At 66.5% G+C, this 15,025-nt stretch carries 7 protein-coding genes; 1 reads left to right on the top strand and 6 read right to left on the bottom strand.

Translation table 11 applies throughout. The annotated features are described in order from the left end of the window. Positions 1 to 19: 19 nt before the first annotated feature. Positions 20 to 1,369, bottom strand: a complete 1,350-nt coding sequence (locus G1C97_RS02450; RefSeq protein WP_169240371.1) for a hypothetical protein — start codon at positions 1,367 to 1,369, stop codon at positions 20 to 22. Between the two features lie 632 nt (positions 1,370 to 2,001). On the opposite strand from G1C97_RS02450, the gene G1C97_RS02455 reads away from it, so the two are divergent. Then, positions 2,002 to 3,339, top strand: coding sequence for a hypothetical protein (locus G1C97_RS02455; protein WP_150380405.1), 1,338 nt, complete (start codon positions 2,002 to 2,004; stop codon positions 3,337 to 3,339). Positions 3,340 to 3,673: 334 nt separating this feature from the next. Here the strand turns inward: G1C97_RS02455 and G1C97_RS02460 are convergent, their stop codons facing one another. The 5 genes from G1C97_RS02460 to G1C97_RS02480 all read right to left on the bottom strand — a co-directional run bounded on the left by G1C97_RS02460 (position 3,674) and on the right by G1C97_RS02480 (position 14,368). Beyond that, positions 3,674 to 5,326: a hypothetical protein gene (locus G1C97_RS02460; RefSeq protein ID WP_169240372.1), complete on the bottom strand. Its 1,653-nt coding sequence runs from the start codon at positions 5,324 to 5,326 to the stop codon at positions 3,674 to 3,676. Positions 5,327 to 5,724: 398 nt separating this feature from the next. After that, positions 5,725 to 7,344 carry a hypothetical protein gene (locus G1C97_RS02465; RefSeq protein ID WP_169240373.1) on the bottom strand — a complete coding sequence of 540 codons (1,620 nt, stop codon included), beginning with the start codon at positions 7,342 to 7,344 and terminating at the stop codon, positions 5,725 to 5,727. A 584-nt stretch (positions 7,345 to 7,928) separates the two neighbouring features. Further along, positions 7,929 to 9,827, bottom strand: a complete 1,899-nt coding sequence (locus G1C97_RS02470) for a SpaA isopeptide-forming pilin-related protein (protein WP_169240374.1) — start codon at positions 9,825 to 9,827, stop codon at positions 7,929 to 7,931. 657 nt (positions 9,828 to 10,484) lie between these two features. Then, the gene (locus G1C97_RS02475) at positions 10,485 to 12,680 is read right to left on the bottom strand and encodes a hypothetical protein (protein ID WP_169240375.1); all 2,196 of its coding nucleotides are present in this window, start codon (positions 12,678 to 12,680) and stop codon (positions 10,485 to 10,487) included. A 227-nt stretch (positions 12,681 to 12,907) separates the two neighbouring features. Continuing rightward, positions 12,908 to 14,368 (bottom strand): hypothetical protein, encoded by a 1,461-nt coding sequence (locus G1C97_RS02480; RefSeq protein ID WP_169240376.1) that lies wholly within the window; start codon positions 14,366 to 14,368, stop codon positions 12,908 to 12,910. Between the last annotated feature and the right edge of the window lie 657 nt (positions 14,369 to 15,025).

The following is a 15,025-nucleotide window of genomic DNA, read 5'->3' on the forward strand; positions in this document are numbered from 1 at the left end:
TCCGGTGGGGGCGGTCGGGTCAGGCGATGAGTATGGCGAGTGCCTTGGCCTGCTCGTCGTTGAGGCCCGCGGCGGAGCAGGCTTCGGGGAGGCTATGACTCGTGGTCGGGGGTTCGTACTTGGAGCGTTCGTCGGGGTGTGTGAGCCGGTTCGCGATGTAGCGCTTCGCGCAGGTCCGCTCGTTCGGGATGACGCCGCCCGTGTCTGGGTCGATGGCGGAGCGGCCGTACTTGAGGTAGTTCGCGAGGCTGCCGTCCTCGTCGTTGATGAGGGCCGGGTCGGAGTCGCCCGAGTCGGCTCCCTCGATGCCCTTCACCGCTATGGGGGCGAGGCCGCGCATCGTCTCAAGGTCGTCGCCGGGGTCGTAGTAGGGGTCGATGCCGCTTGCGAGGATGTCCTGCGCGGCGATGCCCGCGGCCTCCCAGTCCCCGGCGTGCGCGTGGTGGTAGTAGTTGATGCAGTCCTCAAGTGTCTGGAGCTGCTCGCAGTCCTCGCCGTACTTCTCCTGGAGCCGGGCTTGGGCTCGCCGGTACGCCTCGTCGTTATTGTCCAGCTCGTCCCAGTCCACGGATCCGTCCTCGCCGTCCCATTGGAGGGCGCCCTTGTCATCCGCTTCGCGCATGACGAGGTCCATGTCCTCCCACGCGTCGTTCGCGATGCCGTTGAGCTGGTCCACGGCGCGCCACTTCAGGTTCTTCGAGAACTCCCTCTCAGCGCTCTTCGCGGGGACGAGGAGCCTGTCGTCGCCCTCAATGGCGAGTTCCTGCCTCATCATGGCGGCTCCCGCGGCGCGCGCGGCGGCCGGGTCGACGCGGCGCAGGTACGTGGCCCCCTCCTGCGCGAGGCTCACCGTGGTGCGTGTGGATACGGTCCCCTGCTCATGCCACCAGTCCCGCGTCGCTTGGAGCGCGGCGGCGTTCGCCTCACGACGGTACAGGGCGCGTTCCCGGTCGTAATCCACCTCCACGTCATCGAGGCCGCTCATGTCGAGCACACGGTCCCGGTCACGCTCCGTGACGTATGAGGCGTCCGCCACCTCCTCACGCAGCATCTCATCCGGGAACTCCCCGATCATGTCGCCGAGGCCGAGGGAACGGAGGACCGCGTCCCGGCGACCGGCACGGACCCGCTTCCCGAGGCGGGCGCACGCCTCCGTCTGGTCGATGCCGTCATCACCCCAGTCACGGGCGAGCTCGCCGCTCATCGCCTGACGCGCGTAACCATCCTCCACCGCCAGCTGCACCCTCGACGCGTTCACCTCATGCCCGGCACGGAGCGCGGCGGCGTCATCCTCCGGCAACCCGTCCCAGGCGCCCGAGTCCTCGACCTGGTCATACTGGGCCATGGCCGTCTTCGAATCGAAGCTCATATGCACGTCCGCCCCGTACCTGCACGGCCTATCAACGGCCCTGCACTCCACGTACGGACCGGTCCCGTTCAACCTATGCGCCCTCATGCCAATCCCCCAATCCAAGCAGACCCCCGCACCCCCAACCAGACCGCCATCACCGCCACGAGGCGTGAGGCGAGGACAACGCGGGTAGCGCGGGAACAACAAGGGGCGGCGCCCACGCGCACGCGCAGGAACCGCCCCGGCAACAATCAGGGAATATCAGCAGCGCCCATCACCACAAGCACCAAGAAGCATGAGAGCCCGAACACGAACGCGGGTGGTCCCAGTACCAGCCAGACCAGAAGGGAGACACGAAGCACGAGAAGAACGGACGCGGGTGGTCCGGGTTGTTCTCGCCGTCGTTGCGTTAATCCCGGACCACCCGCGCAGCGTTCGTCCGTTCTTCCTTCTTCTTCGTCTGCCAAGTCGTCCTGAAGAACCCGGACCACCCGCGCCACTTACCCTTCATTCCGGACCACTACGTTGGTCCATCCGTTCTTCTTCCTCCCCTATCGATGGCCATCCGTGCTGGTCCCCTTCTCCGGTTCCCGCTGGCGTCTCGCTTCATGCTTGGTGCGTTAGTCCCGATTGCGTCCGATCATGTTGCCATGAGTGAGGTTCGTGATGAGTGGCGCGAGGTGGCCCCGAAGTACTTGCCGTTCGGCTTCCATCGTCGTGGCGCGCGGGACGCGTGGTGGCGGAGTCATGCCGGCGAGCGAGTGGATGTGTCTGACTTGTTCGTTGATGAGGGTGAGGCGGTTGATGCCTCGGACCTTGCGGAGATTCGCGGCGCGAACAGGGACCTTCAGGCGTTCTCCGACGCGAATAGCCGTATACGTTCCCTCGCGGCGAAGAGCCTGCGGAGCAACACGTACCCGAGGCTCATGCCCACCCCAACGGCGGCGGAGGACCTTCGCTCGTTCAATGCCGACCTCAAGGCGGGTTCGTGGTTCTTCGTGGTGGACGCCATCCGGGGCATGTTGCACCGGCTTGATGCGCAGGCCCCCATCCGGCTCGTCGTGCCGCCCGATGGCCATTCGCCCGCAAGGGTCGTGGTGTTGAACCTTGAGGACGGGGACAGGGCGGCTTGGGTTGGTCTCATCCGCGACATGGACGAGTCCGCCGAAGACCTGCTCCAAGGGAGAATCGAGGAACCCGCTGGGGCGTGCGAGCGGGCCGAATGGCTGGACGAGCACTTCTACCGCGTCACGGACGACCATCCAGTTCTCCGCCCAATCCTCGATGAGCGCTTCTACCAGAAGGGTCATGGCGGCATCAGGACGAACCCCAGCGTCTCGTACCTGCGGCGCATCCTCTACTACGCCGACGCGTTGAACGACGATGCCGGGTATCTCCGATACACGCCGGAGGAGTACCGGCTGCTTCCCGAGGACGATTACATCCGGCCCCTCACCATGCAGATGCTGTACGAGCTTGATGAGGCGATAATGCAGGGCGTGGAGCCATCCATCCCTCCATTGGAGCAGCTGAAGACGGACGGTATGGTCCCCGGAGGACAGTACGCGAACCTCATGCTGAGGGGAACGCAGGCGATACAGGCGTTCGGCGTCATCGAGGGCGGAACGTTCAGGGACCATCTCCGGCTGTACGACGTGATACGTAGAAGGCTGGAGCAACGGTACGAGGCGTACCTCGAACGACAGGCGCCATTCACGCTCCACGAGTACATCCAGCTCCAGCACTACAAGACGCACCAGCCGTACATCCGGATCCGCGAAGGCCTGCCGAGCTACCTGCAGGACCTGCCGGGCGGCACGCCAATGAGCGAGGTCGACAGGCTCAGACAGGAGCACGAGCACAGCGGCAAGCCGCGCCGGTCACGCAGGACCAGCACCGGCAGCGGAAGCGCATACAAGGACACGCCGGAGGGAATGAGGCACAAGCCGCGACGCCCACCACGACGAGGCAAGCCCACCGGCGCCTGACCCCACCAACCCACGAACGCCCGAAGACCACACACGGGCGGGAACGAGCGGTACCGAAGACGCAACCTGAGGAACCACCGATGAGGAATCAGCTTGAGGAACCACCGATGAGGAATCAGCTTGAGGAACCACTGAGGAAGCAGCGCGGGTGGTCCTGATTATTGAGGGCGACGCGGGTGGTCCGGGTTGTTCTAATGATTATCCCGGACCACCCGCGCCGGTTCTTCTCTGCCCTTCCCCTCCTCCTGCTTGTTGTCGTTGCGCTGTGGGAGCGCCGTGCCGTGACGCGCCGCTTCCGCGCCTTCCCTCGGCCCGGCTTCTTGTCATGGGAGGGTCATAGGAGGAGTTGGAGTATCGCGCGGAGCTGCGTGGCCTTGTCCTCATCATCGGGGTATTGGAGGTCATCCAGCCGGGCCTTCATCATGTCCCTTGGGTTGGCCTTGTATAGCGTGCCTCCGGCTCGGGTCTCGACTTCGCGCCACTCGGGGTGGTTCGCCATGCGGGTCATCGCGAGGAGGTTCGCTCGGCGGGCGTCGGGTTCGATGGTCCCGTCCGGCCGTAGCGCGGTGACGCCGCCGGCGACCTCCGTGGACCCCGGTGGCAGGTTCGTTCTCGCGGCCCCACCGGCGAGGAACCTGATGTCCCTGTCCTCGAACATGGTCTGCTCGTCGGGCCAGTTGCCCGCTTCACTGGTCGCGTTCACCATGTGGTCGGGCATCGCAGGCGCCATGCGCAGCCTGCCCAGTGCTTCGCCGTCATCCGTGCCGGGGCCGGTGATGGGTTCGGTTCCGGGGACCGGCCCGCCGTAGTAGCCGCGTAGCCCGTGGGCCAGGCGCGTGAGCGTGCCGAGCTTCATCTGCTCGTACCACACCCAGTCGATCGCGTTGCGGTATGAGAGGTACGGTTCCTGCTGCGCCTCGTCATCGTCCCCCTGGTATGGGGAGGCTTCCATGAGCCGGTCCATGAGGTCCTCCGACTCCTTGTCGAGCTCGGCGAGCCGGAGCGCGTCGCCGTTCCCCGCCGCCTCGGCGAGCTTGCCCCGGAACCCGTCCACGTCGCCGCGTAGCCGTTCCGCCGAGCGCCGGTACCCCTCCTGTGATTCCGGCCAGCTGTTGATAACCGCGCCGTGCAGCACCGCGAGCGTGTCGGCGAGCTCCTTCGCGCAGGCTGGCAGCTCCCTCCTCGCGGCGGCGCGCACACGCTTGTCGAACGCCCGGACCGCCTCGGAGGGTAGCGCCGATTCCTCGTCGCCGAGGAGCATGCGGTTCTCCTGCATGATGCGGTTCGAGACCTCGGTGGCCAGCTCCTCGTCGCCGCGTATCCGCGCGAAGGCCAGCAGGGCGGACCCAGATAGTGGAGTGCCGCTACCCGGCAGCGTGATGCCCCCATCGGTCCCGCGCAGCACGTCGATGGCCCCCATGATGCCGTCCACGCTCCGCTGCTTCACTCCACCCGGCGTACTGGCCGGGGAACCGTCACGGACGCCGGTGGCGCGTACCGCGTCGTGCATGTCTTCGATCAGCATCTCCCCCGGCAACTCCGAGTACGCGTCAGGGTCAAGGTTCAGGCTCCTCGCCGTCGCCTCCACCAGGCGCCTCGTGGACCGGTCCCCGAGCTTCTCCAGCGCGGCTGACGGGTCCGTCCAATCCACTCCGCCGACCAGCGCCCTGTCCCCATCACCAGCGGCGGCCGCCGCGACCGCCCCGACGAGCGACGCATACTCATCATCCGGAAGCGCGTGCCCCAAGTCGCGCAGCTCCGCAAGCCTCCGGTAGTTATCCCAATCAAGCGCGCTCCCCGGCCGGTCCGGGTCCATGCCCTCCGCGAGATCGAACCCGCCCTCCTCACTCACGACGTTGAACTGCAGCATCGCCAAGCCGTTCTCGAACTCACGATGAGCCTCCGCACCATACGGGCAGGAACGCTCCCTCGCCCTGCACTCCGCGTAACCCGGCCCCACGCCATTCACCAAGTGCGCCCTCATCATGCTCCTCCAATCAACGACCAACCAAGGCACGACAATGGGGCGACCCCGCCAGCACCAAGCCAGTGGGTCCGCCCCATGAATCACCACACGAATATCCACGGGCCGACGAGCAGGCCCCGCACAGGAACCCGTGAGGCGAGGAGAGAAGCGGCGCGGGTGGTCCGGGTTATTCGCTCCATTGTGGTAATCCCGGACCACCCGCGCCATGTCTTCGCTTCTTCTTCCGCCCGCTTCCCTTCTCGTTAATCCCGGACCACCCGCGCTCGCATCGTTCTTCTCTTCTTCTCCTGCGGGCGCCGCCTTGGGTGGTCCGGCCCCACCCGCGCCCGTCTGTTCCTCCCGTCGTGTCGGCTTGGGGCGGTCGTCACGAGGACGCCCATTCGCGTCCGCGTTCCTCGTTAGTCGGTGATGATCCTGCTGAGTACGCTCGCTCGTGATAGGGCTTCACCGCTGGGCTCCTGACCAGCCTGCTTCGCGGGTGTGCGGGGCAGGTCCCCGAGCCTGTCATGGAGTGATTCTGCTTCGGTTCCCCGGGACCGGCCTAGCATGCCCTCGTACTTGTCGCTCGTGAGGCGTCGAGTGACGGAACGGCGTACCGCAGTGAGGGGGTCCGTCTCGATGGTCCCGTCCGGCCTGAGCGCGGTGACGCCGTAATCCTGGAGGAACGCGCTTGCCTCGGTTCTCGTGCGTGGCGGGGCGTCGTACCGCCCGTGGTCCTGCTGCGGTACCTTCGACAGCGCTTCCAGACAGGCTGCCTCGTTCTCCGTGGTGATGGGGTCCGTGCCGGGGACGGGAGCCGCGTAGTACCCGCGTAGCCCCTGCGTGCGGCGGATGGTCGAGCCGAGGACGCTCCTGGCGGATTCGCTCCGGCTGGTGGCGGTACTGAAGGCCTCGTCATTCGCCCCGCCGTCGCGTCCTATGTCGCTTCGGTACTTACCAGCGTCCCACGCGAGCCTATCAGCGTTGCGCAGCGTGGTGGCGGTCTTGGCGGCGTTCCCCGCGTCACTCATGTCGAGGGCCGCGTTCCCCTGCACCTCGTCAGCGGCGCTCCGCAGTCCCTGTATCGTCTGCTCGATACGCGCCTTAACGTCGTCGGGGACATCCCGCCATGTGAGGAGGCGCCCAACGGCAGTGGTGATGACGGTACCCCGCGAGTACCTACGTAGTCCCTTGCTGCGCTTCATCGCGGTCTCAAGACCATCGGCGATGCTCCGTAGGGAGTCGGCGTACTGGGCGGCCGCGCCCGGGTACTCCCGCACCGCCTCGGCCCGGACCTGCCCATCGAACACTCGGACGGAAGCGGCGGGTAGTTCCGCGTCCTCGGGCGGTACGAGGTCCCCGCTCGCACGACCAATGGCGAGGGCGACGCTACGAGCCAAGCCGGGGTCGGCGGCTATGGTGTCCTGCACCGCACCGGCGTAGTAGTCGCGGTCCCTACCCAGGTAATCCTTCACGTATTGAGCGGCCTTGGCGTTCTTGTATGCGACCGGCAGGTCCTCCTTGACCATCTCAACCGGTATGCCCGTCGCATTCACACCAGCGCCATACGCGTACGCGTGGATGGAACGTTCCTCCATCCTCCCGGCGATGGCGCTGAACGTCGCGTCGGGGTCGGTCCAGTCCATCGACGCGATGACGTCCCGCTCGGCCGCGACCGAATCATCCGCCACTATCTTCTCGACCGCCAGGTTGATCACGCGCTGGTCAACCGAGGAACCCATCATCAGGGCCTCCAGCTGCTCGGAATGGTCAGGCGGGTACGCTGCCTCGACCAAGCGCGGGTTCCAGGACGCCACGGCCTTGACATTCTCGGGCAGTTGCAGGGGCTCGAACAGGGATGGGTACCGGGCCTGCAGCTCGCCCCAATCATGCCCGGTCCCCTCGATAGTGTTGTACTGCATCAGGGCCGTGCCGTTCTCGAACTCCCGATGCTGGTACGCCCCGTATGGGCAGGCGTCCGCGCTCTTCGCCCTGCACGGCACGTACTCGCCCGTGCCGTTCTTCCTATGCGCCCTCATCACTAGCCTCCTCAATCTCATGGAACAAGAATGGGCGGCCCCACCAGCACCAAGCCGTGGGTCCGCCCAAGATCATCACACGAATATCCGCGAACCGACGAACGGGATTGAGATTCCCCTGAAGGGGCACCACCGGCCCGCACCACCGCGGAGGCAAGCACTGGCGTGGAGCGGATTATCAGGAACGCGGCGCTGGTGGACCTGTGAAGGGCATAGTGAAGCAACGCGGGTGGTCCGGGTTGTTCTTGCGTTAATCCCGGACCACCCGCGTTGGTGTTCGCTTCTCCTTCATTCATACTGGCGCGTGTACTTGTGGTGGTTCAGCCGCCCGCTCCGTCCCCTCGTTCCTTCATCATTCCCCTCCGTTGGGGTTCTCGTTCCGGCGCGCCTCGCGTGGTCGTGCTCGTCGCTTGTTGGGTTGCTTGATGCTTGTTGTGGTGTGGGATCATGGCGGGGCCCCGGTCACCGTTCCCTATCGGGTTGGTGGCCGGGGCCCCGCTTCTTGTGTTGGGTGGGGTTCCCGCGTTGGTTACCGCTGCGTGGGTGCCCCTACCGGTGCGCGGTTACCTGCCCGCGCGGCTTGGTCAGGCGGCGATGGCCTGGCCCTTGTCCTTGCCGTGGCGCTTCGCGGCGTAGAGCATGGTGCCGCCGGCGGCGCTGAGGACGATGATCGCGGCGACGTACTGCAGGAGCGCGGCGCCGGTCGGGGCGAAGTCGCTTGGGTTCTTCGTGTTCTCGACGGTCATGCTCTTCGCGAGGATGGTGCTCGCGGCGCCCTGCTCCGGGGCGTTCACCTCGACGGTGTTGTCGAGGCTGAGCTCACCCTCGGCGCCCTTGTTGAGGTCGAGGAAGTTGTTGAACTGGCCGTTGTTGGCGGACACGAGCTTGTACTGGATCTTCGTGAGGCGGCCGTTCGCGTCGAACACCGGGGTGAGGGTGACGTCGAACTTCACGTGGTCGCCGAGACGGTAGCCGGCCGGGGCGGCGGTCTCCTCGAAGTGGTAGGTGACGGCGGCGTCCGCGTCCGCGGCGAGGCCCTTCAGGTTCAGGGAACCATCGGCGCCGGTGGTGACGACCGAGGCGCGGCCGCTGTTGGCGCGGTTCGACTCGGTGTAGGTGTCGCCGTCCTTGGCCCAGCTGACGGCGTCGTTGTTGTCGCCCTTCGTGACGGTGAACTGGGCGCCCGCGAGGTTCTTCGTGGCGTCGGCGATGTCGGTCTTCTTCAGGGCCAGGTCGGCCTGGTAGACGTTCTGGTGGGTCTCGGTGGTCTCACCGGTGCCGTCCGTGTAGGAGGAGTTCGTGTAGTCGACCTTCACGTCGTTGCCCATCTTATCCACGAGGGAATCGACGGTGGAGTCGTAGGTGACGACGATCGTCTTGCCGGCGAGGGCCTTCGGGTCCTTCAGCGTGACGGTGAAGTCGTTCGGGTCATCCGCACCGTCCTGGCCGGCCGGGACGTCGGCGACCTCGTAATCCGTGCCCTCCGCGAGGGTGGTCTTGCCGCCGTCCGTGGTGACCGTCAGGTTGTCGCGGCCGAGGATGTTGTCGGTCGGGTTATCGGTGATGACGTAGGAGATGTTCTTCGTGTAGTACGCGTAGTCCAGCGGGACGTTCGCGGTGACGGTGAACGTGCGCTTCGAGTCAAGCGTGACCGGGGACTCGTCGGTGGTCTTGCTGATGACGACCTTATCGGCCTTCAGGAACAGGGAGCCGACCGTCTGGCCGTTCGCGAGGTTCACGACGTACTTCGGGGCGTTGGCGTCGAAGCCGTCCGCCTTGAACGGGGAGCCGAGCAGCATGGCGAGGGACTCGGTCTCACCGGGCTCCTGCGCCTTCGTCTCGTCCTGAATCACGTAGATGCCCTCGCCGTCCGTCGGCACGTCGAACGTGACGGCGTCCTTCTCCTCGTTCTCCGGGGTGTTCGGGTCATCCGGGGTCACGACGCTCACGGTACCGGTGACCGCGTCACCGGCCGCGAACGCGGACGGGTCCTGCTTACGCAGCGCGTCGACGAACTGGCGCATCAGCTCGGAACCGGCGCGCTTGTTGCCGTACACGTCATCCTTCGCGAGGACGGTGTTGCCCTTATCATCCACCGTGGTGCCCTGGAAGTGGTCGGCCACGTACTGGATCGGGCTGGAGTTCGCGTCAGCGCCGACATGCAGCTCATCCCAGGTCTTACCGGTGACGGTCTGCAGCGCCGCCTTCAGGGCGTCGTCGCTGATGCTGGAGTGCAGGTCGAAGCCCTCGACCTGACCATCCTTGTCATACGTCACGTCGCTGTAGGAGGCTATCTTGTACGCCTTCAGCGAGCGGTTCTTCAGCGTCGCGCCGGTGGAACTCGTCACGACGATGTCATTGCTGTCCTGAGTAGGGGCAGCGGCCGCGTTCGCGGCGCTCACACCAAGAGCGGCGCCCGCGAGCAGCGTAGCGGAAGCAGCGGCGATCGCGGCGAGCTTCCGGGTAACAACGGTCCTCGACATAAGAGGTATCCCTTCCATACAACCATGACCAGTCCCAACAACCAGCCACGGAACCCCAGGCCGACCCCAACGGCCGACCCCTATGAACCGACAGGCACCAACCCCGGCAGGGGGCCAGGCACCCAAGCGCAAGGAACATATCTGACAGGACCCGTACCCGGACCCGCAGGCCATCCCCCGCGCGGCTCACCATGCATCTAACCGGCAATCACCAGCCGGACGCCTGTGAACCACAACGCATCTAACCGGCGAACCACCGGGCGGCACCCCGGCGAACCACCGTGTATCTAACCGGCCGAACGCCACGGCACGAACAAGCAGCCGAGAAGCGGTACGAATGGCCACCCGAATAAGGGCGAATGAGCACGCTGGCGGAACGATGGATTGATGAGGAGCAACGCGACTGAGGCACGCGTTGGGGAGCAACGCGATTGAGAAGCAACGCGGGTGGTCCGGGATGTTCTTGCGGTAATCCCGGACCACCCGCGCCACACCCTTCCTTCTTCTTCGCCTGCCGCTCCAGGTCCTGAAGAACCCGGACCACCCGCGCTCGCCTTCTCCTCCCCCTCGTTCGTCGGGTTGGTCTTCGCCCGGTGCGCGTCTTCTTCTCTGTTGGCTGGGGCTTGGCCGTGTTGGCCGCCCTGTGTCTGGTCGGGCTCACTGCTTGTTGAACATGCTGTCGAACAGCTGGATGATCTCCTGCTTGTGCTTCAGCAGCGGCGCGTAGTCGAACCGGGTCTCGTAGGTCTCCTTGGTCTTGAGGAAGCTGGAGCCGCTGTCGGGGTGCTTCCACCTCATGTAGAGCTCGCCGGCGCGGGCGAACACCTCCGTGGGGGCGAGGTAGCGTTCCGGGTTCGTGCCGCCCATGGCCTTACGGTCGATGTTGTTCTTGTAGTCGCGCACGATGCCGCGGAACGTGGGGTCCATGCTGAGCTGACCGTCTCTCGCCTTCGTGTAGTCGAGGTTGTGGAAGTACTCGTGCGTGAGGCTGTCGGGATGGCGCGGGTCCACGATGACCTCCTTCATGCCGGGGAAGTAGAGGCCGGTGGCGTTGTGGTTGCCGGTGAAGCGGAACCGGAAGTTCGTGTCGTGGTCCACCTGCTCGGGGAGTGCGCGGCTCCATCCGTCGAACTCACGGTCGAGCCGGTGGAACTTGTCGAGGTCGGCGCTGTCGTCGAGCTCCATGTGGCGTCCCCCGAAGATGCGGGCGAAGCTGCTGGAGCGTACCGCCATGTCGTGCTCCTCGTCCCTGTTCTTCTTGTACTCGAAGACCTTCGCCCTTGAGGCGCTGTTGGCCCGCTTCGCGTACATCCTGTTCATCTGCCCGTTGGATTCGTCGTCGAGGATGTTGCCGATGGCGCGGCGGTACCTGCCGTGCGCGTCCTCGGTGGCGAGCGTGGCGGGCGCGGCCCAGCGCTTCGTGTCGCGTTGTATCCGTTCGAGGTACGCCACTTGGTTCGTGGGCTTCCCGCTGGGGTCACGCACCTCGCTGATTCTCGCGTCGCACCACTCGTCCACGCGCCTCCGGTAATCGACGGCGGTGCCGGGGTCGGGGATGGAGCCGTCCGGGTTCCTCGTGAGGGTCGGGAACCCGGTGGGGTCCACACCGGAGCGGCGGAGGCGGTCCCTCACGTCATCGAGGTACCAGTCCGTGTTGTCGCTGCTGATGCTGCCGGGACCCCACGCCCATGCGTGGTTCGCGGCCGCCCATCGGCTGTCCCTGCCGGGCTGGAGCATGACCTGCACCGTGTCGGCGCGCGCGGATGGGGCGAGTCCGGGTTCCCTGTCCATCTCCCTCGCGACGGCGGAGGCCGCGAGCACGGAGCCGAAGTTCAAGCTCCTGAGGTTCTGCCCCGTGCCACGGAAGTACGCGTTCGGGTACATGTTCTTCGCGACCCTCTTGCCGCGCGTCACGAAGATGACCCGGTCGTTCGTCGCGTCATAGTACGTGCTGGTCGATTCCCTGTCCCCCGTCTCCATGATGCGGTTCGCCCTGAAGCGGCGGACCTCCTCGACGCGGCGCTTCAGGAAGTCCTCGCGCGCGGCCCTGCTCGGGAAGCGCTGGCTCGTGGGCTGCTCCGCCTCGGGAGCGTACACGTCGAAGGGCTGGATGTCCGCTCCGGGGTACAGGGACCGAAGCGCGTCGAGCGTCGCCGCCTCCCGGTCACCGTCGAAGTTCCTGTCGAGGTACGTGGCGAGGCGGCCGTTCGCCTTCGCCACGTCATCCGTGGACCTCAGCTCCGGGACCTTACCATGCCTGTCATCCATGAGCGGGATACGGTCAGTGAGTAGCGTCGTGATGCGCTCGGAACGCGCCTCCCCCGCCGCCCGCTCCTCCTCGCTCGGCTCCCCCACATCAGGACCCGGCCCATCGGTACCCGACCCATCGGTAATCCCGGACCACCCGCGCCCGTTCTTCTCCCCTTCCTTCTCCCCTGATTGCGGGTCGCTTGGCTTGTCGCCGCTTGGGGGTTCCGTGGTCTTGCGGAGGCCTTGGCGCTTGGCGGTCTTGCGGAGGCCCCTCGTGGCGGGCTCGTTGCTTGTGGGGTCGGCTTGCTCGGCCTCGTAGGCCTGTTGCTCGGCGGCTTCGATGGCGGGTTGCATCTCAGCGAGGGCGTCGAGCCATGCCCCGTCCGGCACCTCGTGGCCGACGCCTATCCCGGTGAGGCTGGCCGGCAGGGTCACGCCGAGGTCATCCTGGTAGTGCTGGAGGACGGACCATTGGCGCACCGCCCTCATCGAGTCGAACTCGCGGTGCGCCGCCTCCCCCAGCGGGCACGCGCGTTGCGTCGCGCGACAGACCCTCCACACGGACTCGCCGGCCTTGTTCCTCGTCAGGTGCGCTCTCATCATTACCCTCCTCCAGCAACAGGATGGGCCGCCGCCAGCACCACAGGCTGGGCGACGACCCGACGATGACAAGCGAATATCCGAACAGGGGAACACGAGCGCAGACGCGACGGACTGATTGATTGGAGAAGGAGCAGATGGGAGACGGCGCGGGTGGTCCGGAATAACCGAAGCGCCTCGGCAAGGGAAGAAGGTGAAGGCGGGCGCGGGTGGTCCGGGTTGTTCTTGCGTTAATCGGGGATTGGCGTGAGGTTCGCGAGGATGTCTGCCTGATGCGGGTCGAGGCCTGCGTCGAGGGCGTGCGTGAGGACGGTTCGTGTGACTTGTGCGGCTTGTTGCCGCTTGGCCTTCCCGGTGGCGGGCTCGCCTTGCGCCTGGGGTATGTTCCCGTTAATGAGGTTCGTGAGGGCGCGCTTCGCGCATTCCTTCCCGTCCTGTATGACGTGCCCGTCCGGTGTGAGCGCGGTGCCGCCATACCTCGCGTAGTTGGTGATGGCGGGCAGGTACGTGACCGGGTAATGGTCGGGGTAGGGCTCGGATGCTCCGTGGAGATGGCGCGGGACGTCGCTCGGCTTGCTCATCCCGGCACCGTGCTTCGCGCACCAAGCGAGGAACGGGGCGGCTTCGATGCCGGTGCCGCGCACGCCGTTGATCCTCACGTTGTGGCTGTTGTTGCCCCAGTATGGCGATGGTTCCTCGTACCGGGTGGTGATGGCGATGTCCTCGGCGGCCATTGACGCTTCATCCCAATCACCGTCGCGCATGGCCCGGTAGTAGTCGACGCACGCGGTGAGGAGCTGCTTCTTCGACGCGGGACTGGAGTCGCCCGCCCTTCCCCCGTCGAACCCGGCGAGGCTGGAGGCGAGCGTGTCGGGGTCGTCGGCGAGCTCGTCCCACGATGGTGGTGTCGGCAGGGACGGGGCGATGCGCGGCATCCAGCCGCCGAGAGGGTCGAGGTACGCCATGGCGGTGGCGACGTCCTGCCCCGCCCGCTCCGCGTTGCTCCTGAGCTGCTGCTCGGCGAGGCCGGGCAGGCTGTCCCGGTACGCGCGGATGACGTCGGGGCCGGCGGCGAGTGGTTCCGGGCCGAGGTACACGCCGAGTCGACTGGCGAGGTTCACCTGCGCCTCGTGGGCGGCTGCCGGGTCGGCGGCCCTCAGGCTCCTCGCCCCGCGCGCGGCCCCGGCCTCGTCCGCCCGTAGGTTGGCTCCCATGAGGGGCACGCCTGGGGCGGCCGGCTTGGCGCTCGACGGCGCGGAGTGCTCGAAGCCGCCGAGGCGAATGAGCATGACCGCCCCGTCCGGTGGAATGGTCCCATCCTGCGCGAGGTCCAGCAGCTCCTCCCGGATGAGCTCGCGCGGGAGGCCTTCGAGCCTGTCGCCCATGCCTATGGAGCGGATGATGCAGTCGGCGCGCCTACCCGCCACGCGAGCGTCGAGCGCGGCGAGCTCGCGTTCCACGTCCGTTGACGGGTTCCCCCAATCCACGCCGCGGCTCGGACCGGCAGCCGCCTCATCCTCACGCGTGACCTGACGGGCGTACCCGGCCTCCACCGCGTGACGCACGAACGTCGGGTCCGCCCGGTACCCGGATTCCAGCGATTCCCTCGAATCGGGGCGGAGCAGGTCCCACGACCCCGAGTCCGTCACCTCGTCATACTGGGCGAGGGCCACGACGTCCTCGAACATCATGTGGGCCGCCGCACCATACGGGCACGCCCTCCGCTCAGCCTGGCACGGCACGTACCCCGGCCCCGACCCGTTCCTCAAGTGAGCCCTCAGCCCCATCACCAGCCCCTCCAATCAGCACCACAGCCAGCACCACGAATGACGAGCACCAGCAACACGAACGGGCCACCACCAGCAACGCTGGTGACGACCCGCATGACGAGAACCCAATATCCACATGAACCCGACGAGCAAGAACCGACGCAGGAGCCCGACGAGGCCGAGACCACGGCGAGGCACAAGGACGGCAAGCACCACGGAGCAGGAACGCCACACACCCCGCGGTGAGAAGAAGGCGAGGACCAGCTCGTATGCGGCTGATCTCCGAGGGGATTCCCCAAGCCGATACCGACAGCCGAAGGAAGCAAGGGGGAAGGCGGCGCGGGTGGTCCGGGTTAATCATGAACAACCCGGACCACCCGCGCTGCCGTTGTTCTTCCCTTCTCCCTATTGGTCATCGACCCGTGTTGGTTCCTGACCACTCGCGGCCGCACGCGGGTCGGCCGTGCCTCGTCGTGTTGTGGAGGGCTACTCGCGGCGCTCCTGCCCGGTTCGCCGTTCCTGCCATTCGGTGCCGCGTCATCGCGTTGGGTCCCCGCTATTCCCTGCTGGTGACGCTCC

Source organism: Bifidobacterium olomucense, assembly GCF_012932375.1.
Taxonomy (GTDB): Bacteria; Actinomycetota; Actinomycetes; order Actinomycetales; family Bifidobacteriaceae; genus Bifidobacterium; species Bifidobacterium olomucense.